Origin of the sequence: Serratia sp. P2ACOL2 (assembly GCF_003691565.1) — a bacterium.
GTDB classification, from domain to species: Bacteria; Pseudomonadota; Gammaproteobacteria; order Enterobacterales; family Enterobacteriaceae; genus Serratia; species Serratia liquefaciens.
The window spans coordinates 789,122-813,122 of the sequence record NZ_CP033162.1; the positions used below are offsets into that span (position 1 = coordinate 789,122).

A 24,001-nucleotide genomic window follows, 5' to 3' on the forward strand; every position below is an offset into this window, starting at 1 on the left:
CGCGGGTGGCGTCCGAAGATGTGACCCAGCGCATTGCGCTGATTGCACACGATTCGCCCATCCGCTTTTTCCCGTCGCCAATGGCTAGGGGGATGCCGAAAGGATGGCGAGATAAACAGGAGCTTTACCCCATGAACACCAAGCATCGTTTACTGCTGGCGCTGACATTGACCTCCGCCATGACCTGCGGCGCCGCTCAGGCTGCCGGACTGATGGATTCCCTCAGCAGCGCGGCCGGTGAACTGAGTAAATCGGGTGGCAGCACCAGTGGCACTTCACTGTCTTCACTTACCGGTTTACTGAACGGTGGCGACAAGGCGCTGAGCTCCAGCAGCATGACCAACGCGGCCGGCATCCTGCAGTACTGCGTGAAAAATAACGTCCTGTCGGCCAACGGCACCGAAGCGGTGAAAGACCAGTTGCTGAGCAAACTGGGCATCACCAGCACAGAGAACGCCAAAAGCCAGGACTACCAGCAAGGGCTGGGTGGCCTGCTGAAAACCGGCGAAGGCAAGAGTCTGGATCTGAACAGCCTGGGCACTTCGCAAATCACTGAAAAAGTGAAGCAAAAAGCCTGTGATTTGGTCCTGAAACAGGGCGCATCCTTTATTTCCTGATAGCTTAAACGGCGGTAGGCTCAGGCTGCGCCGTTTTTAACTTTCCCCGCCGTATTTCAAATGGGCCGGCTATCCGCGGCGTGAAATAGACCGGGAGTGGTAAGAGAAAAAATGAAAAAAATTCTGATGGTTTCCCTGCTGGCAGGGATGGCGATATTACAGGGCTGCAGCATGAAATCTAACGATGCGCCACCGCCGCCGCAGGTAAAACCAATTGGCATGGCGAACCCGGCGGACGTGTATTGCACCAAGATCGGCGGCAAGCTGAACGCCAAGCAAAATGCTGACGGCCAGTACTCCACCTGTACCTTGCCGAACGGTCAGGAAATCGAAAGCTGGGAATTATTCCGCCGCGATCATCCGGTGAAGAAATAAGCCTCGCGATTAAAACTCGCGGTCGCTGATCGGCTGGTATTGCACACTGCCGTCCGTTTGCAGTTTCAGCGACAGCCGCCAATCCTGATGACGACTCAGGGTGAAAGGTTTGGAGCGGAAGTTACAGCCGGTTTTGATGTTTTTAATTTTCATCACGTATTCCCCGGCCGGGTTGGTTTTGATATTAAAACTGCCGGCTGCGGGAATAAAAACTTCCGCCAAACGCTGTGGCGCGCCCGGCGTCTCTAGTTTGACCAACACCGCAAAATTGTTGTTTTGATTATCCAGCGTCAGTTGTTGCAGTGGGTTGGCGGCTTTGCCTTCCGGCTGATGCAGGTAGCCAGCCGAAAGAGGCCAGGGTTGCCCGGCATTGTCATGCAGCGGGCCACCACATTGTTCGCGTGCTTCGCGCATCGGCATTTCACGCTGGATGGCCCGGTTGTAATCTGTGGTAGCCGTCGCGACAAACTCATCGTCATTTTGATCGGCTCGCAGATAGCGTTTGGCGCTGAAAACCCCAGCGGCAATCAGCATAAAGAAGATAAAAATCGTCAGGCGGCTCCTGAAAATGCCCCCAAACAGCCTGCCCGGCAATTGAAATAGCCACTTCGCAATTTTTGACAGCATCCTTTTCCCTTAGCGCCCAAGCCGTTACGTTCTGCGGTAACCTTGCTCGCCTCAGTATAGCCAAATCACTTGGGGTGAGGTAATAACCCCGTAAAATTCCTGAGTTTTAACCCATCCCTTCTTCCAGCAGCAACAGCAGTAAAAAACCGACAAAAAACATCGCGGTGGCGAGCGGGGTATCTTTACCTCCTTCATGCGCCTCAACCAGCAACTCCTCCGTGACCAAATAGAGCAAGGCAATCAGGCCGAAGGCCAGAAACGCGGTTAGCCAGAATGCCCCCAGCATGGCAATCGGCGCACCCAGCATACCGCCTAGTGGCAACAGCAGAGCCAGGCCGCCAATCGCCAGCATGGCTTTTATCCGTCGGCCGAAAAAATCACGTAAATCGCCCACGATCGACAGCCCCAGAAACAGCACTTCCAACGTTAGCGCGAGCGTCAATAACAGGCCCGCTTTTGCACCGGCAGCGAAGGCGATGCCCAGCACCAGGCCATCGATAAAAATATCCACGCCGACGGTTGCCACAAAGCCCACCGGCCCCTGAGCCCGTTCGCCCAAACGCCTGACCAGCAGCATCATCAGCACACCTGCGGCACCACCGAGCAGTACTGCCCAGGGCGATTGTTGCTTGAGGTCAGGCAGAATTTCGGTCGCGGCCGCGGCAAAGACGATACCAGCGGTAAAGTGATGAATGATGCGCATGGCGGCATCGCCAGGGCGGCGGTACAGCGCGATGGCGGCGCCAATGACGGTTGCTGCGGCGGGGAATAAGGGATAAAGCACGGCTGAGGTCATCAATAGTCCTTTATTTGAGACGTAAAGTTTCAGTCTAGCCCAGCGCTGCCATTGCGTAGCGTTGCATAAAAATTTGTACGTTTATGCACGTTTGTGTACATTTGTGATCACTTGTTCGCCATCGAGAAGCCGAATGTCCAAAATGTTGCCCAATCAGCGCCACGACGCGATCCTCGCTACCTTGCAGCAGCAGGGGCGAGTGCTGGCGGTTGAAATGGCGGAACGCCTGAAAACCACCGAAGCCACCATTCGGCGCGATCTGCGCCAGTTGGCGGCACAAAACCTGTGTAAACGCATTTATGGCGGTGCGCTGGCACCCACGCCGGCAACCGGCCCTATCAGCGCAAGGCTGCAATTGAGCGGTGACGAGAAGCAGGCACTGGCGCTGGCTGCGCTGGCATTGGTCAAGGAAGGGCAGGTTATTTTCCTCGATGCCGGCAGTACGCACCTTTATTTGGCCGAGCTGTTGCCACGCGATTTGCGGCTGACGGTGGTGACTAACGCATTGACTATTGCCGGCAAAATGCTGGAACAGCCGGGGATCCGCACGATTTTAATCGGCGGCGAGCTGGATGCCGACATTGGCGGCTGTGTGGACGCCAAGGCGGTACAGGAAATCGACGATTTTTACTTTGACCTCGCTTTCGTCGGCATTTGTGCTTATGACCCGGGCTGCGGTTTCTCGGCGCTGAATTATCAGGATGCCCAGTTCAAGAAGCGTCTGCTGGCGCGGTCAGGCAACTTGGCGGTGCTATGTACCGGTGACAAACTCAACACCTATGCCCCCTACAGCTTTTTGCCCGCCCATCGGGTCGATTATTTAGTCACGCCGCCTGGCCGTCATCCGCAGCTCGAACAGCAGATCACGCACAGTGGCGGCAAAGTGTTGTACAGCGATTCACCCATTGGAGACTGAGATGAAAATAGCCCATGTTGCACTCTGGACCCGCGATATTGATGCCCAGGTGACGTTCTGGCAGCGGTATTTTGACGGCGTTGCCGGGGAACAATACGTTAGCCGGAACCGTCCGGGGTTTGTTTCCTGCTTTGTCAGCCTTGCGGCGGGGCCAACGCTGGAGATCATGAGTTTGCCGGATCTGCTGTCAGCGGAGCAGGCCAGTGAACGTGTGGGTTGGGCGCATATTGCTTTGTCGGTGGGAGAGGAAAGCCGTGTCGATCAGTTGGCGCAGCGCGCGCAGCAGGAGGGGATCCTGCAGGCGGCGCCACGCTGGACAGGGGACGGTTTTTATGAGGCGATCATCCGTGATCCGGACGGTAACGCCATCGAAATTACCGCCTGATCACTCCTCTTCGATGCTGGCGAACTGCTGCCCCAAATAGTCGAGCAGCAGCCGCACCGCCGGCAGCAGGCCGCGGCGTGACGGGTAAACCGCATGCACCACGCCGCCCTGCGGTTGCCAACCCGGCAGCAACTGCACCAACTCACCGCGCAGCATATCGTCACGCATCATCATTGACGGCAATTGCACGATCCCTGCACCGGCAATCGCCGCAGTTCGCAGCATCAGCATATCGTCCGTCACCAGCCGTGGCCTGTGTTCCCACTCCATTTTTTCTCCCTGCGGCCCGGTCAACTGCCACAGGTGCTGTGCGCGTGCCGGACCGAGATCCAGGGTGGGGTATTTATGCAGCTCTTCCGGTTTTTCCACTGGGCCCAGGGTTCGAACCAGCGCCGGGCTGGCGGCGATGCACCAGGTGCGCTGCGCCAAAATTTTCAGCACCAAATCGCTGTCTTCCAGCGGCGGCGGCCGCACGCGGATGGCCAGATCCAGGCCTTCACCCACCACATCTACCCGGCGATTAGTCGCTTCCAGATGCACCGTGACCTTCGGGTAATCGGCCATAAAGGCCGCCACCATGCTACCGACCCGGGTGTGCAGAATGGCCACCGGGCAAGTCATGCGCACCGTGCCACAGGGTTCGGCGCGGGTTTGTTCGATGGCTTGCTGTGCGGCATCGGCTTCTACCAGCATGGCCTTGCAGTGCGCATAGTAATTCAGACCGACGTCGGTGACGGAAAACCGTCGCGTCGAGCGTTGGATCAGGCGTACGCCCAGGCGTTCTTCCAGTAGCGCTATGCGTCGACTCAGTTTGGACTTGGGGATACCCAGCGCCCGGCCGGCGGGGGCGAAGCCCTGATGGTCGACTACGCTGGCGAAATAAAACAGATCGTTCAAATCGGTGAACATTGCCTGCCCTTACCATCGTTCTATATGTAGAACACTGAGTGTACATCTTGCCTACTACTGCGGCAAACGCCGCAGGATTAAACTTCTGACATCAACTTAAGGTCGTGAGACCTGAAACAGGAGTTCAAGATGAAAAAGATCCTCGGTATTTACAACAGCCCTGAAGCCCACTGGGTCGGCAACGGTTTCCTGGTGAATTCGCTGTTCTCCTATAACGATTTGGGGGCAGAAATGAGCCCGTTCCTGCTGTTGGATCATGCTGCGCCAACCAAGTTCCGCTCTGCCTCCGGCACCCGCGGCGTGGGTCAGCATCCGCATCGCGGGTTTGAAACGGTCACCATCGTCTACCAAGGCGAAGTGGAGCACCGTGATTCCACTGGCAGCGGCGGGGTGATTGGCCCCGGTGACGTACAGTGGATGACCGCCGCCTCGGGTATTTTGCACGAAGAGTTCCATTCACGGGATTTCTCGCGCAACGGCGGCACCATGGAAATGGTTCAGCTGTGGGTAAACCTGCCGGCCAAGGACAAAATGGCTGAGCCGGGTTATCAGACGCTGCTGAATGCGGATATCCCGGTGGTTCCACTGGCGGACGGCGCAGGCCAGGTGCGGGTGATTGCCGGTAACTTCGGCGGCCACGCCGGTCCTGCGCGCACTTTTAGCCCGCTTAATGTCTGGGACATGAAGCTGAATGCCGGTCACACCACCACGTTGACGGTGGAAGAAGGGCATACGCTGGCACTGGTGATACTGCATGGCGCGATTCATGTAAACGGTGAGGAAGTGGTGCGCGAAACCCAAATGGTCAGGTTTGACCGTGCAGGGGATTCAATCACCCTCGAAGCCAACAATGATGTCAGCTTGCTGGTACTGAGCGGCGAGCCGATCGATGAGCCTATCGTCGGTTATGGCCCGTTCGTGATGAACAGCGACGCGGAAATCCAGCAGGCTTTCCGTGACTTCAACGGCGGCAAGTTCGGCAGCATGACGGCAGAGAAGCACGCCGGCTAAGCCCTCACCGCACACCTTAGAGCCGATCCGGAAAAACACCTCCGGATCCGGTTCTACACTTAGGTAACCTCTGCACTTTGGCCTCTCGGCCAAGGCAACCTTTAACCGTAATAATCAACACCCCACAGGAGTAAACCATGACTGCAAATTACAAACGCCTCGATAAGGATCAGGCTGCCGTTTTGCTGGTGGATCATCAGGCAGGGCTGCTTTCACTGGTACGCGATATCGATCCCGATCGTTTTAAAAACAACGTACTGGCACTGGGTGATTTAGCGAAGTATTTTAACCTGCCGACTATTTTGACCACCAGCTTCGAAGACGGCCCCAACGGCCCGCTGGTCCCTGAACTCAAAGCTCAATTCCCCGATGCACCCTTTATTCCACGCCCTGGGCAGATAAATGCCTGGGATAACGACGACTTCGTCAAGGCAGTGAAAGCCACCGGTCGCAAACAGTTGATTATCGCCGGTGTCGTCACCGAAGTGTGCGTGGCCTTCCCGGCGTTGTCTGCCCTGAACGAAGGTTTCGAAGTGTTCGTAGTCACCGATGCTTCCGGCACCTTCAACGAGCTGACGCGTCAATCGGCCTGGAGCCGTATGGAAGCCGAAGGCGCGCAACTGATGACCTGGTTTGGCGTCGCGTGTGAGCTGCACCGTGACTGGCGCAACGATGTCGAAGGGCTGGGGGCCTTGTTCTCCAACCACATTCCCGATTACCGCAACCTGATGACCAGCTACAGCACGCTGACCAAAGGCAAGTAATCAAAATAGAAAGAAAAGCCAAACGACCTTTACACAATCCTTAAGCTTTCATCACGTTAGCGGAGGGATGTAAGCAAAGATCATTGGGATGCAAAGGTCGTGAAAAGCGGCTTTCTCATCGGCCGGGGGCGGGGTAGGTTAGGCCCAATCCCGGCAAATGAGATCGACAACATGAAAAATGCAATCAAAGTACTGACGCTTCCTGTGCTGGCTGCCGTGACGCTGTTCAGCGTTAGCGCGCTTTCCGCTCCGGCTCCGGCAGAAAAAAACGTCCCCCCTGCAGAACAGCAGTTCCGCTTACCTCCTTTCCCTGGTGGGCATATGCCTAAACCGGGCTTCTGCCACGGCGGTGAGCTGTTCTGTGCGACTTCCGCCAGCGATAATCCCACTGAAACCATCAATAAGCTGACTTCGGTGATCCCCGCCGGTAACGCCAAGCATTACGAAGTACGAATCTCGGTAGTGGCATTGCCGGATACGCCACCTGCGTCCCCAGCGCCGTAAGCGGCCCCGCTGGTTCTGAAGGGGAATGCGCGTTAGTCTGGGGTAAACCTCAGGAGGCAGGATGAATCCGTCAACGCTCCCCCCTTATCTCCAGCCCGGTGACCGGGTGCTGTTATTCGATGGCGAATGTAATTTGTGTCACGGGCTGGTGAGATTTTTGATTCGTGCCGATCGACAGGGCAAGATCCTGTTGGCCACGGTGCAATCCGAAGAAGGTCAGGCAATTCTGAATTGGCTGGCCTTGCCCACCGATCGTTTTGACTCCATCGTCTATCTTGAACCGGGCCGACATTGGTTGCGTTCGGCGGCGTTTTTTCAGGCGTTGCGTCAGCTTGGCTGGCCATTTCGCCTGTTGGCGCTGGCGCGCTTTTTGCCGCAGCGGCTGGCGGATAGGTTTTACAATGCAGTGGCGAGCAATCGCTATAGGTTATTTGGCCGCAATGCTGGCACGTCGTTGCCTGGAGAGGTTTTGCCGGGGCGTTATCTGCGCCATCGTCGTGAGCAATCTCGCTGAGCTTTACGCTTCTTTACCCTTTAATCGATTGAATTATCATCATTCCGCCCCAATATAGTGGAACGTTCAGCTAAAAAGGAGCGCGTATGGGGATCAGTGAAGAAGAGTACATCCGCCGTTTGAGTCAGGAGAAGAATGCGGTGGGAAATACGGCAAAATGGGTGGCGATTGTCTCCGCTATTTATTTCGCCCTTATGGTGTTTTACGGCCACCCGATCGGCGTGCTGACCATGTCCGGGCTAATTTTTATTGTCTCAACCACCACCTGGTTGAAGAAGCGCCAAAAGGTTAAGTCCTACCGTCGGGCGCTGGCGAAGATCAATGATGAACCGCCGGTTCAGCAGCCCTGATACTCACTGCGCGTAATGCTGTAAACCAGGCTTGGCGTATCGCCGGGCACGTCATCCAGAGTATCGACCAAACGTAACCCCGCTTTTTCCAGCACGCGGCATGAGGCCAGATTTTTTTCGCGCACAATAGCCGAAATTTCTGTCAACTGCAGATGCTTGAAACCATACTCCAGCGAGGCCTGCGCCAACTCAGTGGCCAAGCCGCTGCCCCAAACCTGCGTATCAAAACGATAGCCCAAGTTCACCGTCCGCTGAGCCCCAAGCGGCCGCCAGGACAACCCGCCAAAGCCAATGACCCATTCCGGCTGCTCACGCAGTGCAATTGCCCAGGAACCATAGCCGTGTTGCGCCCAATTTTCGATCCGCCCCGTCAGCGCCAATCGTGCCTGTTCTTCGCTGGCGATGGGGCCTGCGGGATTAAAACGCTGGGTGTCGGGATCGCCAAAAATGGCGTAAAAACGCGGCAAATCGTCGGCCACCGGCGGACGCATCAACAGGCGAGGGCTTGCATAGGGGGCGATAGGGTTCATCTTCGGCATAGCTTGCGTAACCTGCTGTGATTGGACAGGTTTAACTGTAGACCAGCGGTGCGGAAGAAGAAACAGAAACCCCCCTCTCCGGGTGGAAAGGGGGGAAGGATCAGATAAACGAATCGTCGTCGCTGTAGTCGTCGTCGGCGAAATCGGTGTTATCGTCGTTTTGATAATCCGCGTTCTGGAAGCCGTTATCTTGGTTGAGGAAGCGACTATCACCGCCGTTGTTAAAGGTATCGAGATTGTTGGACGCGTCGAAATTATTCATCGCGCTGTCATCCACCGGTGTTGCCGGCGTTTCATCGATAATATTAACAATTTCCTGTGGTTGTGAATGGCGGAACATACCGGTCAACATGTCGGCCAGCACCACACCGCCCGCCACGCCGGCGGCAGTCTGCAATGCCCCGCCGAGGAACCCGCCGGCACGTGAAGGTGCTGCTTGCTGCGGTTGGCTGTAGGCTGGTTGCTGCTGTTGAGCATAGCCCGCCTGCGGCTGATTGTTCCATGCCGCGTTATTCTGCTGTTGCGCCTGATACTGCTCGCGCGGGCTTGGCGCGTTGCGATTACCGCCACCAAACAGCCCGGCCAGAAAGCCGCCGCTGCTTTGTTGGTTGGCGTTATTTTGCTGTTGCTGGGCAATCTGGCTCTCCAGATCCTTCACCCGCTGGTCGAGCTGCTTCAGCGCCGCTTCCTGAATGATCATCGCCTGAGCCATGTAATAAGGTGCGGAAGGCTGTTCACGGATGTGTTGGTTGATTTGCTGCTCTGCCTGGAGATCCCTCTGGCCCGTCTTGGTCTCGGCTTCTTTCAAGCGGCCAAACAGACCATCGATAAGACGTTGTTCTTCGGATTGCATAGGATTACCTCTAGGAGATGAATAACGATACTGGATGATAGATATCATCGGTAACTGTCACCCTAGCGCGTTTAGATGAACCAATAAATAAATGGCAGGTAAACCTGTTTATGAATTTGTTACCCGTTACGTCAGAGGGATCAGCATCACCAGTTTCAGACCGCTATTTTCCGATGGATTAAACGTCAGTTGACGATAGCGCAGCTCCCCGTGTTGCACATGAGAGAAGGTACGCTCGCCCCCTCGCGTGCCAGTACGTCATGCTGTTTCCACCAGTGATGGAAGGCTTCGCTGTTGTGCGTCATGTTGCGCACGAAAGCGCGCATCTCTTCGGTATTTTGATGGTGGCTGGTTTCGGCACGAAACTCGGCGACCACGCGGCGTGCCCGTTCCTCCCAGTCGCTGACCAGCGTTTTGGCTAACGGGTGGAAAAACATAAAGTGCAGCAGATTGGGCGTAGCGGCTTGGCCCAGCCAACCACAGAACAGGCTTTCCGCCGCCGGGTTCCAGGCGACGACATTCCAGGTGATATCCAGCAGGTAGCAAGGCACCGTCACCTGGTTAACGCTTTGCAGCACCGCGCTGTTGTCGGCTTCGTGAGGTTGTTCCTGTTCGGGGTCTGCGACTCGCGCCAGGGTAAACAGGTAGTGGCGCTCGGCATGCCCTAACCGCAGTACTTTGGCGATACGCGCCAGCGTATGCGGCGAGATGGATACCTCGCGGCCTTGCTCGATCCAGGTATACCAGGTGGCGCTGATACCGCTGATTTGCGCCAGCTCTTCACGGCGCAGTCCACTGGTGCGGCGGCGTGGTGCGGTGGGTAAGCCCAGCATTTCCGGCGTGATGCGTTCACGGTGCGCACGCAGGAAAGCGCCGAGGGCTTTGGGGCCGGATAAGGCTTCAGATTGCATAGGCTGGTACCTTCTCATACTAGGATAACTGCTCATATTGTACCCGTATATTAAGCTGATTATAGTAATAAAAAAGCCATCCGGCACCGGCGCAAGCCAGACAAAAAAGGAAGCACATATGAGCAACAGCAACAGCCATAAAAATGCGGTCGATCGTCAATTTGGTGAGCAGGCCAGCGCCTATCTGACCAGCGCAGTTCATGCACAGGGGAAGGATCTGCAGCGACTGGCTCAGTTGCTGGAGCCTTATCCCGATGCCAGGCTGCTGGATCTGGGGTGTGGGGCCGGGCATGCCAGCTTTACCGCCGCAGCGAAAGTGGCTCAGGTTGTGGCCTACGATTTGTCGGCGCAAATGCTGGCGGTAGTGAGCCAGGCCGCGGTAGAGAAAGGTTTCAATAATATTCAGGTGCAGCAGGGCGTCGCGGAATCACTGCCGTTTGAGGACGCCAGCTTCGATCTGGTGATTAGCCGCTATTCGGCTCACCATTGGCATGATGTCGGCCAGGCGCTGCGCGAAGTGCACCGGGTGTTGAAACCGGGCGGCAGAGCGATCTTTATGGATGTGGTCTCACCGGGACATCCGCTGCTGGATATCTATCTGCAAACCGTTGAGGTGCTGCGCGACACTTCGCATGTCCGCAATTATGCGCCGGGTGAATGGTTGGGGTTACTGACTGAATCAGGGCTGCTGGTACGGGAAGTGACGTCGGACAGGTTATATCTGGAATTCAGCAGTTGGGTCGCACGTATGCGTACGCCGGAGCATTTCGTTACCGCGATCCGAGCGTTGCAACAGGGGGTTTCTGAAGAGGTGCTGCAGCATTTTGCCATTCAGCCGGACGGCTCATTCACCAGCGATATTATGATGTTTGAGGCGGTCAGAGGATAAATAATTTCAGGGCAGCCTATATACCCTTTATCTTTACGATTACCGCGTGATTAGCGATAACCGGAAGTCCATTGGATATAGCGGCTGCCCTGACAGAACATTACCGGGTATAAATTACTTCTTGTCTTCCAACAGGCAGCGATAAATCAGGCCGCCGATAGCACCACCGACTAATGGCACCAGCCAGAATACCCAAAGCTGTTGCAATGCCCAGGTTCCCTGGAATATTGCTACACCGGTACTGCGTGCCGGGTTAACAGAAGTATTGGTTACCGGAATACTGATCAGGTGGATCAGCGTTAATGTCAAACCGATGGCCAGCGGAGCAAATCCTGCCGGTGCACGCTTATCGGTCACGCCATGAATAACGATCAGGAAGAATGCGGTCAATACCAATTCAATAACAATCGCGGATTGCAGAGAATAACCGCCCGGTGAATGTTCACCGTAACCGTTGGAAGCAAAGCCGCCGCCGGTAGGATCAAAACCTGCTTTGCCGCTGGCGATCAAATACAACACCGCCGCTGCAGCAATCCCGCCAATCACTTGAGCAATCACGTAGGGAATAACGTCTTTCGCGGCGAAGCGACCACCGGCAAATAAACCTACGGTAATGGCCGGGTTAAAGTGCCCGCCAGAAATATGGCCAACGGCATAAGCCATAGTGACTACAGTCAGACCAAAAGCGAGTGCGACACCAAGAAAACCAATACCCAGTTGTGGGAATGCAGCTGCTAATACTGCGCTACCACAACCACCGAACACCAACCAAAATGTGCCAAAAAATTCGGCAAAAAGTCGCTTTGACATAGATTCCATCCCACGGAAAATACTAACGGGCGTTAGCACTAAAAACTATAGAACACCTTTTTAAATTAATGCAGGTTTCTATAAGTAATTTCTTAATGCACCTTGAGTAACAGCGGGTATTAAATCCCCGGGAATTAATTTTGTCTATGCGACTTCATCCCTATTCTAAGGTTTTTCGTGCGTTTGCTGTTTTTTTTATCGCTGTTATAAGAATTTACCCTAAGCTTAGCTGGTATAGGTATTTTTAGCGGAAAATAGCTATGGTTAAATTTGATTTTCTATCTGTTTTTTCCATTCGAATTGTCTGCGTTAATTGCTAATTCCTATTTGCCATATTTAATTGTTGCTGCAATTCATAGCATTAGGTCCGTTTGTCATCAGGCTGTCATGTAAGACTAATACCTTAGCAAGCTGCCAACTCTACCCCCATAACACTGAGCCAACATCATGAAAATAAAATCAGTTTCGCTGTTAATCAGCGCGTTGTTCCCCCTGTTTTCTTATGCTGCCACCGACGTTGAAGTGGCGCGTTATATTGTCAGTTTTCCGGGTGGCGAACATGTGAGTTATCAGGGAGCATTCGCCAAGAATTTCCCGCAAGGATTACCGGTGGGTATCGGATCGGGCCTGGTATTCAATGGGCGTGAGGGTAAGGACTTGCTGTTAACGACGTTGACCGATCGCGGCCCGAATGCCGACGCGCCTGCGGTAGGCGATCAGGAAGCGAAAATCTTCGCTAATCCGCAGTTTGTGCCGTTGCTGATGGACATTCGCGTTGGCGACGGCAAGGCGGTCGCCAGCAACTTGCGCCCGCTGCATGACCAGCAAGGCCCTATCAGCGGATTACCGCTACCGGCGGGGTTGATTGGTTCAACCAATGAAGTGGCGCTGAGCGACACGCTGAAAACGTTGGAAAGCGATCGACGTGGGCTGGATACCGAAGGCATCACGCCGGACGGTAAAGGCGGCTATTGGCTGTGTGATGAATATGGTCCATTCCTGATCCATATCGACAATCAGGGCAAGATCCTCGCCAAATACGGCCCGACCCCGGAGCAGGGGGAGCAAGCGGTGGCCAGCGGGTTACCGAATATCATCAAGTGGCGCCAGCCGAACCGGGGCTTCGAAGGGATCACCCGTTTGCCGGACGGACGCATTCTGGCTGCGGTGCAGAGTACGCTCGACGTCGACGGCAAGAGTAAAAACAAGGCGCAGTTTACGCGCTTGGTCAGTTTTGATCCGGCCAGCGGCAAAACGGCCATGTACGGCTATCCGATCGATATCGACAGCTATAAAAAAGCCAAAGACGCCAAGGTGGGTGACATCGTGGCGGTGGACAACCAACATATCCTGCTGGTTGAGCAGGGCAGCGATAAAGACAAGCAGATGATCAATAAGATCTATCTGGTCGATCTCAGCCAGGCGAGCGATCTGACGGCTTTCGACGGCCAAGGCAAGGCGCTGGAGTTTGACGATGCCAAAGATCTCGCCAAGCGCGGCGTGAAGCTGGCGCAGAAACGTGAAGTGGTGGATCTGCGTAAATTGGGTTGGCAACAGGAGAAGGTAGAGGGCCTGTCGCTAATTGACGATCGCACCCTGGCGGTGATTAACGATAACGATTTTGGCCTGCAGGCCAAGCTGGTGGACGCACAACCCAAGGCCAAGAAAATCGGCGATTATCAGCTGGATAAACAGGGCAGCCTGAGCCTGGACGGCAAAGCGGTATCCACCCGTATCGAGCTGCAACCGCTGGAGAAACCGGAATCGCTTAGCGAGCTGTGGGTGCTGACGCTACCGCAACCGCTGAAGTAAATAAGGCAACAGGGGGCGACGTCTCAATAGCGCGCTGCCCCCTGTTTTCTGGTTTATCAGTGAACGCCGCCGGCCTGCGGCGTTCTGCCGCGTGAAATACTCTCCCACACCGCGACGGCCACCATAATCAGCGTGGTCAGGCCATTCACCATCAGTAAATCGGTGAGGTAAGCTATCGGCGCCAATACCGCCAAAGCGATCAATCCCACCAGGTGCGAAAGCGGGAACCGACGATACACCAACCGCTTGTAAAGTGCGTTGGCGAGCAGGTAAATCGCCGGGCCCAGCAGCAGCACTGCTGCCGTCACATTGTCGATATGGCCGTCAGGGTGGGCGATCACCAGTTCATTGGCAACGGCGCAGACGATGATCGCGCCAACCAGCACCACGTGTACGTAATGGAAGTTAGCGCCCAACTGGCCGGGGTTTTCCGCCTGGCTGATAGCATGGCTGCCGGCTTTGCTGCTGGTATCAAAATAGACCCACCACATCGCCAGGCTGCCGAGAAACGCCACCAGTGAGGCAATCAGCACCGGTGCGCTCCAGGACTCCATTTCGCTGAGGGTCGAACCGGTAATCAGAATGGTTTCCCCCAACGCTACGATCACGAATAGTTGGCAGCGTTCCGCCAGATGATGGCCTTCGATAGTCCATTCGCTGCTGCTGTCGGAGCGACCCAGCACCGGTAAGCGGAAACCGAACATCGGCGAAACGTATTCGCACAATACTGCCAGCGCCCACAGCAACAGTCGGTTATGACCTTCCGCCAGGCCGCCAAGGATCCAGAACACCGCTGAAATACACATCCAGCCAAAAATACGGCGGAAGTTTTGTTTCAGTGGATGGCCGGCGAGCAGCAGGTTCAGCACCACGCACGATCGGCCCACCTGGATCGCCACGTAAAACAGCGCAAAAGTCAGCCCCCGTTCGCCAAAGGCCTGTGGCAGAGCAGAAGAAGCGAACAGGCCCAACAACATAATGCCAAACAGCAGAATACGGATAGGACGGGTATCCGGGTTAAACCAGTTGGTGACCCAGGCAGTGTATTGCCAGGCCAGCCAAACGGCGAACCACAGCAGCAGCGTTTCCACCGCGCCGGTCAGCGTCAGATGGTGCAGCAGGTAGTGGGAAAGCTGGGTAACGGCAAAAACGTAAATCAGATCGAACAGCAGTTCCGAAAACGAAACCGAAGCACCATGACCATCACGAACACGCAGTAAGGTTTGCGACATAGGGAGTCCTTCCATAATGATAACCTTCAGAAATAGCGTAGTTCAGTCGCGGTTACGGGGAGAAGAATCTTAAAAGGGGCGGTTTTTATATTCCTTGGCCAAACGGACTTTAAATTGTCATCTGTCAGGGGTAGAGTGACGGTATAGACCCGCTTTGTCCTGCCAGAGACATACCTGCACGTACTTCCTCCTTATTTTCATCACAATGATTGATGTTCTTTACATTGGATTACGTCTGCTTTCACTGCCTGGTAGATAATTAACTCCACTGATACGAGAAAATAAACAAAAACATCTGGAGTTCATTATGAAACTATTACCTGGCATCGCAGCAGTTCTTTTGGCAGCCGCTTCATTCTCTTCCTTTGCAGCGCCGCTGTCATCGGTAAAACAGATCAATACAGAGCAGGCCAGCGGTATGCAAAGCCTTGGCGTAGTGTCGGTTTCCGGCGTTAGCGGTTCTCCGGGCGATGCGGTTCACGCACTGAAAGAAAAAGCTCAGGCGGACGGCGCCAGCAGCATTCGTATTATCGGGTTGGACACCCCGGGGGATTCCAGCAACTGGCGCGGTAATGCAGAAATATATCGTTAATCGTCTGCAGTAAATAAAATTCGGCCACTGTAACAGGTGGCCGATAAAATAAACGGGTGTGGATAATAATCTGACCGGTAATGCAATTACTTGATTACCCGATGATGATGTCCACACCCTTTTTTATCTGCGCTCGGTTGCATTTTATTACAACTGTATCGGCGGTTTTAGGAAACATGTTAATGAATACTTAAGGAATTGGGGTCAGATTGGTGACTACTCAACCTAAGGAGGCCCCAATGTTAAACGCGACACGGCTGCAACTGAAAAACCACTTTTCCTACCTCCAGCAGTTTATGGCTTCGCCGCGCACCATTGGTACGCTGGCACCTTCTTCCCCCTGGCTATGTCAGGCGATGTTGAATCAGGTTGAATGGACCGGGGCGCTGTCGATCGCCGAACTGGGCGCGGCGGACGGCGTGCTGACCAAGCGGATATTAGGCCGGATGCGTGCAGATGCTTCGCTCGAGGCCTTTGAAATCCAATCTCATTTTGTTCATCAGCTGCGGAAAATTGACGATCGTCGTCTGCAGGTGATGGATCGCTCGGCTGAAGAGATGGCCGGCGATTATGACGTGGTGTTCTCTTGCCTGCCGTTGCTGTCGATCCCGCTAAAAATCAGCATGCGTATTTTGCAGCAGGCCCAGCAGCGTTTGCTCGCGCGCAACGGAACCTTGGTGCTGTTTCAGTACAGCCACCTGTCGGAAAAGCTGCTGTCCCGCTATTTTCACTGGAAGCGGCTGCGGGTGGTGCGCAACTTCCCGCCGGCGTTGGTTTACATTTGCACGCCGCGTTAGCCCAGCTTTTTTTCCATCACCACCACTTCGCCATCATATTGCCGTCGGCGTTCGATGGTCTGCCAGCCCCAACCCGCATACAGCGCCTCGGATTTATCGGTGATCAGGTGCAATACGGGGTGATTGCGTTGGCGTGCCAACAACACGATGGCCGCCTCCAGCCGCTGTGCAATGCCCTGGCGACGGTGATCCGGATGGACGAATACGCCGGCCAGCCAGGGAGAAAGGTCCATCCGATGATGATCGTCGCTCGGCCACAGGCTGGCCATGCCCAATGGGCGTTCGTCCTCGACCGCCAGCAGGGTGGTGTAATCTTCGCTCGGCTGCGCGCACTGTGCAAAGCGTTGACGCGTGCGTTCCAGTGAACCGCCGCGTTGCGAACCCCATTGACCAAACGCCCATGCGGCGCAAACGTCGCTGAACTGTGGGCACTCCGCCAATGGAATAATACGTTGGGCCATCTCGGTACCTCCTGAATTATCTGCAATCTGGCTTGCCACAGATCGCATTATCGACCGATTTTTTAACTTTATAAAACGGCATTTACAGCGATTTTTCACGTATCAGCGCCGAAATAGCGTGATTCAGCGGATTTAACCGATCCGCCAAGCGTTGTGATTGAAAGTGTTAATGAGAGTGATTATCATGCGCGCATATTTTACCGATCCGGCTTACCCATGCGCAATTCCCTCATGTTACTGCTGTTTTCCTTGCTGCTTGGCGTTTTTAACGTTCAGGCGAAAATGGTCACCGACATCACTGGCCGCCAGGTTGAGGTGCCGGATAATCCGCAGCGCATCGTGGTAGGCGAAAGCCGCATGCTGTATACCCTGGCGTTGCTGGAGCCGGGTAACCCTGCGCAACGTATTGTCGGCTGGCCGGAAGACATGGCGCGTTTCGATGCGCAAAGCTGGCAGCTGTATACGCAGAAATTTCCTCAGATCAAAGCCATACCCTCTATCAGCAAGGGCAACTTCCGCCAGGTTAACATTGAAAATCTGATCCAGTTGAAACCGGATCTGGTGATCCTTGCCCGCTATGCGAAGGAGGAGGGCGACAGCGATTTGCTGCTAACGGCGCTGAGTAAGGCGGGTATTGCCGTTATCTACGTCGATTTACGGATCGACCTGCTGCATAACACCGTACCCAGCGTTCGACTGCTGGGTACGGTGCTCAACCGTCAGCAGCGTGCGGAGCAGTTTATCGACTTCTACCAGCAGCATATGGCGGTGATCCAGCAGCGCCTGGCTGGCTATCGGGGGCCAAAGCCCAAGGTCATGCTGCATTTGCACCTCGGGCGGCGTGAAACCTGCTGCACCACCGCGGCTCATGGCAATCTCGGCGATCTGCTGGCCTTTGCCGGCGGCGACAATATCGCCAGCGCCAGTATCAAAGGGGTTTATGGCGAACTGAACCCGGAAACCATTCTGACCGCCAATCCTGATATTTACATTGCCACCGGCATGGCAGGTCCACAGGGTAAGCGCTTTTCCGATTTGCGTCTGGGGCCGCTGGTTACCCAGCAGGAAGCGGATGAAAGCTTCCGTCAGATCATGCAAAAACAGCCGATGCTCGCCAACCTGAAAGCGATAAAAAATCATCAGGCCTGGAGTATCTGGCACAACTTCTATCTCAGCCCGTACCACGTCGTGGCGGTCGAAATGTTCGCCAAAGCGTTTTACCCGGATCTGTTTGCTGACATCAACCCGCAACAGACCTTTAAGCAACTCTATCAACAATTTTTGCCGTTACCTTTTTCAGGGACCTATTGGAGTCAGTTACAAAATGAATAATACCCAGCGCGGCTGGTGGTGCGCACTGCCTCTGGCGGCCTGTGCGTCTGCACCGGCGATCGGCGCCGACAAAACCGCCGAAAAAGAACCAGGGGAAACCCTGGTGGTGGTCGGCCAGGCCTCTGCGAAGGGCGTGCAAAGTTATCAGCCGCTGACCAGTGTGACCGGCACCCGAACCGAGACCAGCCTGCTGAATGTGCCGCAGGCAATCGACGTGGTGCCGCAGCAGGTGATTACCGATCAGGCGGTCAGCAGCCTGGATGAAGCGCTGTATAACGTCAGTGGCATTACCCAGGCGAACACCTTGGGCGGTACCCAGGACGCGGTGATGAAGCGCGGTTTTGGTGATAACCGCGACGGCTCCATTTTGCGTGACGGCGTGCGTTCGGTGCAGGCGCGTAATTTTACCCCGACCACTGAGCGGGTTGAGGTGCTGAAAGGCCCTGCTTCGATGCTTTACGGCATGGGGGAACCGGGCGGGATGATCAACATGATCACCAAAAAGCCGCAGCTGCAGCAGCGCACCCATGTGGAAGGCTGGGGCAGCAGCTTCAAGGGCGGCGGCGGTCAGTTGGATGTCACCGGTCCGCTTGGTACCTCCGGGTTCGCCTACCGGATGATTGTCGATCACGATGAAACCGATTACTGGCGTAACTTTGGCCGTAACCGCCAAACGGTGATTGCGCCGTCGCTGATGTGGTACGGCGAGAGCACCACGGTACGCGTTGCCTACGAACATATGGAATATCTGGTGCCGTTCGACCGCGGCACCATCATTGATTCTCGCACCGGCAAACCGGTAAATACGCCGCGCGACCGCCGCTTCGACGAAAGTTATAACGCCACGCGGGGCGATCAGGACAGCGTCACCCTGCAGGTTGATCAGGTGCTGAATGAAAGCTGGAAAAGCTCTCTGACCTACGCCTATAGCCGTAACAGTTACAGTGACAATCAGGCGCGCGCGCTGGCTTTGGATCCTGAAACTGGCGTGCTGTCGCGCCAGGCCGACTCCACCGCCCATGCTGTCAGCCATGCCAACGCGGTACAGCTGACGCTCAACGGTGACGTTGACTGGGGCAGCATCAACCACCAGATGCTGTTTGGCTTTGATTTTGAAGATAACCGTACCTACCGCGGCGATATGATCCGTGGCAAGAAGAACAGCGATTTCAATATCTATGATCCGGTGTATGGCCTGATGCCAACCTCGAACGCCGTCAGTGCCAAAGACAGCGATCAGCGTGAAAACCTCACCAGCTACGGCTGGTTTATGCAGGATTCCGTTCAATTGACCGATAAATGGTTGGTGATGGGCGGGCTGCGTTATGACGCTTTTGACGTTTTTGCCGGTAAAGGGCGGCCGTTTGTCACCAACACCGACAGCTCCGACGGCAAATTGGTGCCGCGCGCCGGGGTGGTCTACAAACTGACGCCCTATGTGTCGCTGTACAGCAGTTACACCGAGTCTTTCAAGCCAAACTCGTCCATTGCCAGCCAGATTGGCTCATTGCCGCCGGAACAGGGTAAGGCCTGGGAAGTCGGCAGCAAGGTCGAATTGCCCAACGGCGTTACCGGGACCCTGGCGTTGTTCGACATAACCAAACGTAACGTGATGGTCAGCGAACTGGTGGATGGTGAAACCGTCACCCGAACCGCCGGACGAGTACGCTCGCAAGGCGTGGAGTTGGATGTTGCCGGCAACATCACTGATTCGTTAAGCATGATCGGATCTTACGCATACACCGACGCGCGTGTGGTTGATGACCCGGACAACAAGGGTAAGGAGATGACCAACGTGGCGCGCCATACCGCCTCGCTGTTCCTGACGCAGGATCTGGGCTCCCCGGGGCTGTATAGCGGCGACAACGTACGCATTGGCGCAGGGGCGCGTTATGTTGGCCGTCGTCCAGGCGACGCCGCCAACAGTTTCAGTCTTGATAATTACACCGTTGCCGATGCCTTCGCCGCTTACACCATGCCGGTGCAGGGTTATCGGGTGAAGTGGCAATTGAACGTGAAGAATCTGTTCGATAAAACCTATTACCCTTCCAGCGGCGGCAATTTGCGCGTGGCGGTAGGGGAACCGCGAGAAGTGGTGCTGCGCGCCAGTGTCGACTTCTGATTTTTCGTACAGGAATACGTCCCGGCGAGCAGGTATCTGCCGTCGGGGAAATCTGGTTAAATAGCCGGCCCCGTTGTTAAGGAGAACCCGATGAGCCTGCAAATCCGTTTGGCGCAGCCGCAGGATATCGCTCAACTGATAGCCGTTGAGCGCTCGGCGGCGCAGCTGTTCCATCAACAACCGGGCTGGCGTTTTATCGCTGAAGGTCCTGTGATGAGCGCAGAGCAGCATGCTGATTTTATTCAGCGACAGAATGAATGGCTGGCGGAAGGTGCGGCGGGGGAGGTTGCCGGCTTTATCGCCGTAGTGCCGCAACAGCAGGATTGGCATATCGCTGAACTGTCTGTGGCTGCCAACTGGCAACGTCAGGGCATCGGGCGCCACCTGCTGGTCGAGGTTGCGGCACAGGCCGCGTTATCGGGCGCGCAGCGCCTGACGCTAACCACTTTTATTGACGTGCCCTGGAATGCGCCTTATTACCGGCGTCTGGGGTTCAGTCCGATAGCCGCCGAACGGCTCAGCCCGTCGTTGAGGGCAAGGTTGGCGGAAGAGGTGGCGCAGGGTTTTGCCGCAGGCAGCCGCTGTGCCATGGAGTTTACACTATCGTAAATATTGAAATACAGGCTGATGGCGGTATGATGCAGCAACTACGCCATCGCACGATCTGCACGCTGGATTCTGGCGTGCTAACGCATTCAAGTCACCGTATAAGGGACAACCCGTAATGACACAAACCATTTTCATGGTGGGCGCGCGCGGCGCCGGTAAAACCACGGTGGGCAGTGCACTGGCGTTGGCGCTGGGCTATCAATTCACCGATACCGATCTGTTTATGCAACAGACCACGCAAATGAGCGTGGCGGAAATGGTCGCAAATGAAGGCTGGCTGGGATTTCGCCGCCGTGAAAGCATTGCTCTGCAAACCGTCACTCAACCGTCAACTGTAGTTGCCACCGGTGGCGGCGCGATCCTGGCGGAAGAGAACCGTCAATTTATGCGTCAGCACGGCACCGTCATTTATCTGCGCTCACCGGCCGAGGTGTTGGCGCAGCGGCTGGAAGAGTACCCGCAAGACGCGCAACGCCCCACGTTGACCGGTCGTCCGATCGCTGAGGAGATGCTGGAAGTGCTGGCCGCACGCGAGGCCTTGTATCAGGAGACCGCGCACTACGTGATGGACGGCACCGGTAACCCACAGCAGGTGGTTGAAAAGATCCTCGCCGTACTGCAATTGGAAACGGTAAAGTAATCCCCTCTGACATTTTCGGGCACCGTGCCGCGTGCCCGAGCGCTTCATATCTTCCCTTGGTTTTTGCCTTCGCCGCAGATTGCGCTTGCTTTTATAAATGATGAGTGACATATATAAAATAATGATGATCATCATCTATTTTGATAAATGCAACGTAATCGTGAGATTTTACCATGAAATACACCACCTTTGGCCGCAATACCGGCCTGCGCGTTTCTGAACTGGCATTAGGAACCGGCAACTTTGGCACCGGCTGGGGCTACGGTTCGGAAAAAGAACAGGCCAAACAGGTTTTCGATCGTTATGTCGACGCCGGCGGCAACTTTATCGACACGGCTGATACTTACCAATTCGGCCAGTCAGAACAGATGGTAGGGGATTTTATCGCCGCCGAACGCGACCGTTTCGTGGTCGCCACTAAATACACCTTGGGTGCAGCGCCGGACGCGGGTATTGCCTATACCGGCAACAGCCGCAAAAACATGATTGCCTCGGTAGAGAACAGCCTGAAGCGGCTGAAAACCGATCGTATCGATCTGCTGTGGGCGCATTTTTCCGACAACCTGACGCCGCTTGAAGAGATCGTTCGCAGTTTTGACGATCTGATCCGCGCCGGCAAGATCCAATATGCCGGATTGTCCAACTTCCCCGCCTGGCGCATTGCCCGTGCAGATACGCTGGCAGAATTGCGTGGCTGGGCGCGCATTGCAGGTATACAGGTGGAATACAGCCTGGTAGAGCGGACCGCAGAACGTGAATTGCTGCCGATGGCCGAAGCGCTGGGGATGGCCGCCACCCTGTGGTCGCCGCTGGGCGGTGGTTTGTTGACCGGGAAGTATCGCCATAGCGATGCTGGTCGATTGAGTGAGTTGGGGCGCCTGGTGCATCGCGAAAAAGACACCGCGTTGCTGGATGAAGTGCTGGCGATTGCGCAAGAACACCAGGCCCTGCCGACCCACGTTGCTATCGCCTGGCTGCGCAACAGGGCTGCGCATTCCAGCACCAGTCTGATCCCTATTCTGGGTTCGCGCACGCTGGACCAGTTAGAGGATACGCTGGCGGCGCTTGATTTGACGTTGGACGAGCAGCAGATGGCGCGTCTGGATCGGGTCAGCGCGATTGAACCGGGCACGCCTCACCGGCAGATTGCCGACACGCTGGCGCGTGCACAGGGCGGTGACAGTTCCCGCTTTGCCGCGCCGCGCACCCCGCGCGCCTGACTCTTTGGATGAAAGGCATCATCTATTGAGCGCTGTCGATGGATAGCCTAAGATGATGCCTGATTGATAAGGAGAAAACGCCATGGCACGGGTTTCAAAGCAGCAGATGGAGCGCAATCGCGAGGCGATTGAGCAGGTGTCTTCACAGCTTTTTCGCGAACGCGGCCTGAATGGCGTCAGCGTTAACGATCTGATGGCGGCCGTGGGGCTGACGCACGGTGGCTTCTATGGCCATTTTGCTTCCAAGGACGAACTGGCGGCGGTGGCCAGCCGCAGGGCGGTAGAGGAATCCGCTCAGCGCTGGGAAGCCGCCAGCCGTCAGCCCGACCAGCACAATTTACAGACTCTGGTTGACGCTTATCTGAACGTCAGGCACCGCGACTGCCCGGGCGAAGGCTGCATGGTTGCCGCTCTGGCCGGTGACGTGGCGCGCGAAGAGGCGGATAAACCCGTGCATCAGGCTTACCTGAGCGGTGTGAAAGCCATGTTGGCGCGGCTGGAGTCGCTTTCGCCAGATGAACAACAACCCCAACGACAACAGCAGGCGCTGGTGCAGATGGCGATGCTGGTGGGGGCACTGACGTTGGCAAGGGCAACGCAGGGCGATGCGCTGTCAGAACAGTTTCTTAACGCGACGCGTCAGGCGCTGTTACCGGCTGAGGCTGACTAAAATACAGCCCCGGCGTGGTGCCAAAACGCTGACGGAAGGCGGCAATATAGGCGCTGACATTGTCATAACCGTATTCACCGGCGATGCGACCGACCGATTCACCACGCGACAGCGGCTCCAGCGAGCGAATCACCCGTGCTTGCTGGCGCCAACGGGCGAAGGTCACACCGGTTTCGCTGATAAAACGGCGGCTGAGGGTGCGCACGCTCACCCCGGCCCAGGCGGCCCAGTCACTCTGGGTACGCGCGCTGGCGGGTTCATTCAGCAGGGCGCGGGCGATTTTCAACAGCCTGGCGTCCTGCGGTAGCGGTAACTGCAGCGGTACGCTCTCTTCCACAGAAATCTCATCCAACAAGACCCGCAATAGGCGTTGTTGCGCCGGATCCAGCTCTTGTCCCGCAAAAGGAGCAATACGTTCCATTAACGCCTGAATCAATGCGGAGGCAGGGCTCAGATGCGGCTGCGCTGGCAGCGTCGCACAGTAGGACTCCGGCAGATACAGACTCCAGCCGATGACGTTGCCGCATGCCAGTGCCTGGTGCGCACAGTTGGGTGGCAGCCAGCCGATACTGCCGGCGGTCATTGCCCATTGGCGCTCCCGGGTTTCCAACGCCATCATGCCGTGGGTCAACAGGTAGATCTGTCCGCTGGCATGCTGGTGCCAGGGCGTCAGGTGTTTTTTCTCATGCCAAAGTCGCTGGCTCTGCAGGATCATAATGATTGGCCGATTTGCAGTATTAAAAG

At 55.8% G+C, this 24,001-nt stretch carries 28 protein-coding genes and 1 pseudogene; 19 read left to right on the forward strand and 10 right to left on the reverse strand.

Annotation, left to right across the window (positions count from 1 at the left end):
* Nucleotides 1–131: 131 nt before the first annotated feature.
* Entirely contained in the window at nt 132–617 is a 486-nt protein-coding gene (locus EBA31_RS03745; protein ID WP_020825399.1) for a DUF2501 domain-containing protein, read from the forward strand.
* A gap of 111 nt (nt 618–728) precedes the next feature.
* Complete coding sequence (locus EBA31_RS03750) at nt 729–992, forward strand: DUF333 domain-containing protein (RefSeq protein WP_020825400.1); 264 nt, start codon at nt 729–731, stop codon at nt 990–992.
* A gap of 9 nt (nt 993–1,001) precedes the next feature.
* Here the strand turns inward: EBA31_RS03750 and EBA31_RS03755 are convergent, their stop codons facing one another.
* The gene (locus EBA31_RS03755; RefSeq protein WP_020825401.1) at nt 1,002–1,619 is read right to left on the reverse strand and encodes a hypothetical protein; all 618 of its coding nucleotides are present in this window, start codon (nt 1,617–1,619) and stop codon (nt 1,002–1,004) included.
* A 106-nt stretch (nt 1,620–1,725) separates the two neighbouring features.
* Nucleotides 1,726–2,415: a ZIP family metal transporter gene (locus tag EBA31_RS03760; protein ID WP_202914188.1), complete on the reverse strand. Its 690-nt coding sequence runs from the start codon at nt 2,413–2,415 to the stop codon at nt 1,726–1,728.
* Nucleotides 2,416–2,548: 133 nt separating this feature from the next.
* Between EBA31_RS03760 and EBA31_RS03765 the strand changes: the two genes are divergently transcribed.
* Both EBA31_RS03765 and EBA31_RS03770 read left to right on the forward strand, forming a co-directional pair.
* Nucleotides 2,549–3,331: a DeoR/GlpR family DNA-binding transcription regulator gene (locus tag EBA31_RS03765; protein ID WP_122077432.1), complete on the forward strand. Its 783-nt coding sequence runs from the start codon at nt 2,549–2,551 to the stop codon at nt 3,329–3,331.
* 1 nt (nt 3,332) lies between these two features.
* On the forward strand, nt 3,333–3,716 hold the full coding sequence (locus EBA31_RS03770) for a VOC family protein (protein WP_122077434.1): 384 nt from the start codon (nt 3,333–3,335) through the stop codon (nt 3,714–3,716).
* On the opposite strand, the gene EBA31_RS03775 is transcribed toward EBA31_RS03770, so the two are convergent.
* Entirely contained in the window at nt 3,717–4,625 is a 909-nt protein-coding gene (locus EBA31_RS03775) for a LysR family transcriptional regulator (RefSeq protein WP_020825405.1), read from the reverse strand.
* Nucleotides 4,626–4,754: 129 nt separating this feature from the next.
* Between EBA31_RS03775 and EBA31_RS03780 the strand changes: the two genes are divergently transcribed.
* The 5 genes from EBA31_RS03780 (at nt 4,755) to EBA31_RS03800 (ending at nt 7,768) form a co-directional block, all read left to right on the forward strand.
* A complete protein-coding gene (locus tag EBA31_RS03780; RefSeq protein WP_046374398.1) occupies nt 4,755–5,636 on the forward strand; it encodes a pirin family protein in 882 nt (293 codons plus the stop codon).
* A 137-nt stretch (nt 5,637–5,773) separates the two neighbouring features.
* A complete protein-coding gene (gene ycaC, locus EBA31_RS03785; protein WP_115059919.1) occupies nt 5,774–6,400 on the forward strand; it encodes an isochorismate family cysteine hydrolase YcaC in 627 nt (208 codons plus the stop codon).
* A gap of 171 nt (nt 6,401–6,571) precedes the next feature.
* Nucleotides 6,572–6,904 carry a hypothetical protein gene (locus EBA31_RS03790; RefSeq protein WP_046374397.1) on the forward strand — a complete coding sequence of 111 codons (333 nt, stop codon included), beginning with the start codon at nt 6,572–6,574 and terminating at the stop codon, nt 6,902–6,904.
* Nucleotides 6,905–6,965: 61 nt separating this feature from the next.
* A complete protein-coding gene (locus tag EBA31_RS03795; RefSeq protein WP_122077436.1) occupies nt 6,966–7,418 on the forward strand; it encodes a thiol-disulfide oxidoreductase DCC family protein in 453 nt (150 codons plus the stop codon).
* An 86-nt stretch (nt 7,419–7,504) separates the two neighbouring features.
* Nucleotides 7,505–7,768 carry a hypothetical protein gene (locus EBA31_RS03800; RefSeq protein WP_046374395.1) on the forward strand — a complete coding sequence of 88 codons (264 nt, stop codon included), beginning with the start codon at nt 7,505–7,507 and terminating at the stop codon, nt 7,766–7,768.
* Here EBA31_RS03800 and EBA31_RS03805 read toward each other — a convergent pair.
* From EBA31_RS03805 to EBA31_RS03815, 3 genes and pseudogenes are all read right to left on the reverse strand, one after another.
* Nucleotides 7,756–8,307: a GNAT family N-acetyltransferase gene (locus EBA31_RS03805; protein ID WP_122077438.1), complete on the reverse strand. Its 552-nt coding sequence runs from the start codon at nt 8,305–8,307 to the stop codon at nt 7,756–7,758. The genes EBA31_RS03800 and EBA31_RS03805 overlap by 13 nt on opposite strands.
* A 100-nt stretch (nt 8,308–8,407) precedes the next feature.
* On the reverse strand, nt 8,408–9,160 hold the full coding sequence (locus EBA31_RS03810; RefSeq protein WP_116691201.1) for a DUF2076 domain-containing protein: 753 nt from the start codon (nt 9,158–9,160) through the stop codon (nt 8,408–8,410).
* 126 nt (nt 9,161–9,286) lie between these two features.
* Nucleotides 9,287–10,071: pseudogene (locus tag EBA31_RS03815) on the reverse strand (helix-turn-helix transcriptional regulator).
* A 118-nt stretch (nt 10,072–10,189) separates the two neighbouring features.
* On the opposite strand from EBA31_RS03815, the gene EBA31_RS03820 reads away from it, so the two are divergent.
* The gene (locus EBA31_RS03820; protein ID WP_122077440.1) at nt 10,190–10,960 is read left to right on the forward strand and encodes a class I SAM-dependent methyltransferase; all 771 of its coding nucleotides are present in this window, start codon (nt 10,190–10,192) and stop codon (nt 10,958–10,960) included.
* Between the two features lie 114 nt (nt 10,961–11,074).
* Here the strand turns inward: EBA31_RS03820 and aqpZ are convergent, their stop codons facing one another.
* A complete protein-coding gene (gene aqpZ, locus EBA31_RS03825; protein WP_115059915.1) occupies nt 11,075–11,770 on the reverse strand; it encodes an aquaporin Z in 696 nt (231 codons plus the stop codon).
* A 447-nt stretch (nt 11,771–12,217) separates the two neighbouring features.
* Between aqpZ and EBA31_RS03830 the strand changes: the two genes are divergently transcribed.
* Complete coding sequence (locus EBA31_RS03830; protein ID WP_116691200.1) at nt 12,218–13,582, forward strand: esterase-like activity of phytase family protein; 1,365 nt, start codon at nt 12,218–12,220, stop codon at nt 13,580–13,582.
* Nucleotides 13,583–13,638: 56 nt separating this feature from the next.
* On the opposite strand, the gene EBA31_RS03835 is transcribed toward EBA31_RS03830, so the two are convergent.
* The gene (locus tag EBA31_RS03835) at nt 13,639–14,814 is read right to left on the reverse strand and encodes a low temperature requirement protein A (RefSeq protein WP_122077442.1); all 1,176 of its coding nucleotides are present in this window, start codon (nt 14,812–14,814) and stop codon (nt 13,639–13,641) included.
* Between the two features lie 307 nt (nt 14,815–15,121).
* Here EBA31_RS03835 and EBA31_RS03840 point away from each other — a divergent pair, with 307 nt between their 5' ends.
* On the forward strand, nt 15,122–15,406 hold the full coding sequence (locus EBA31_RS03840; RefSeq protein WP_020825418.1) for a DUF1471 domain-containing protein: 285 nt from the start codon (nt 15,122–15,124) through the stop codon (nt 15,404–15,406).
* A gap of 239 nt (nt 15,407–15,645) precedes the next feature.
* On the forward strand, nt 15,646–16,203 hold the full coding sequence (locus EBA31_RS03845) for a class I SAM-dependent methyltransferase (protein WP_020825419.1): 558 nt from the start codon (nt 15,646–15,648) through the stop codon (nt 16,201–16,203).
* Here EBA31_RS03845 and EBA31_RS03850 read toward each other — a convergent pair.
* Nucleotides 16,200–16,664 (reverse strand): GNAT family N-acetyltransferase, encoded by a 465-nt coding sequence (locus EBA31_RS03850; protein WP_122077444.1) that lies wholly within the window; start codon nt 16,662–16,664, stop codon nt 16,200–16,202. The genes EBA31_RS03845 and EBA31_RS03850 overlap by 4 nt on opposite strands.
* Before the next feature lie 216 nt (nt 16,665–16,880).
* Here EBA31_RS03850 and EBA31_RS03855 point away from each other — a divergent pair, with 216 nt between their 5' ends.
* The 6 genes from EBA31_RS03855 (at nt 16,881) to EBA31_RS03880 (ending at nt 23,257) form a co-directional block, all read left to right on the forward strand.
* A complete protein-coding gene (locus EBA31_RS03855) occupies nt 16,881–17,996 on the forward strand; it encodes an ABC transporter substrate-binding protein (RefSeq protein ID WP_122077446.1) in 1,116 nt (371 codons plus the stop codon).
* Nucleotides 17,989–20,118 (forward strand): TonB-dependent siderophore receptor, encoded by a 2,130-nt coding sequence (locus EBA31_RS03860; protein ID WP_046374388.1) that lies wholly within the window; start codon nt 17,989–17,991, stop codon nt 20,116–20,118. Before EBA31_RS03855 ends, EBA31_RS03860 begins: the two co-directional genes overlap by 8 nt.
* 90 nt (nt 20,119–20,208) lie before the next feature.
* The gene (locus tag EBA31_RS03865; protein ID WP_122077448.1) at nt 20,209–20,727 is read left to right on the forward strand and encodes a GNAT family N-acetyltransferase; all 519 of its coding nucleotides are present in this window, start codon (nt 20,209–20,211) and stop codon (nt 20,725–20,727) included.
* A gap of 115 nt (nt 20,728–20,842) precedes the next feature.
* A complete protein-coding gene (aroL, locus tag EBA31_RS03870; RefSeq protein ID WP_020825424.1) occupies nt 20,843–21,367 on the forward strand; it encodes a shikimate kinase AroL in 525 nt (174 codons plus the stop codon).
* A gap of 173 nt (nt 21,368–21,540) precedes the next feature.
* Nucleotides 21,541–22,587: an aldo/keto reductase gene (locus EBA31_RS03875; RefSeq protein WP_048759653.1), complete on the forward strand. Its 1,047-nt coding sequence runs from the start codon at nt 21,541–21,543 to the stop codon at nt 22,585–22,587.
* An 82-nt stretch (nt 22,588–22,669) separates the two neighbouring features.
* Nucleotides 22,670–23,257: a TetR/AcrR family transcriptional regulator gene (locus tag EBA31_RS03880; protein WP_115059898.1), complete on the forward strand. Its 588-nt coding sequence runs from the start codon at nt 22,670–22,672 to the stop codon at nt 23,255–23,257.
* On the opposite strand, the gene EBA31_RS03885 is transcribed toward EBA31_RS03880, so the two are convergent.
* Entirely contained in the window at nt 23,214–23,972 is a 759-nt protein-coding gene (locus EBA31_RS03885) for an AraC family transcriptional regulator (protein ID WP_232807755.1), read from the reverse strand. The genes EBA31_RS03880 and EBA31_RS03885 overlap by 44 nt on opposite strands.
* Nucleotides 23,973–24,001 lie beyond the last annotated feature (29 nt).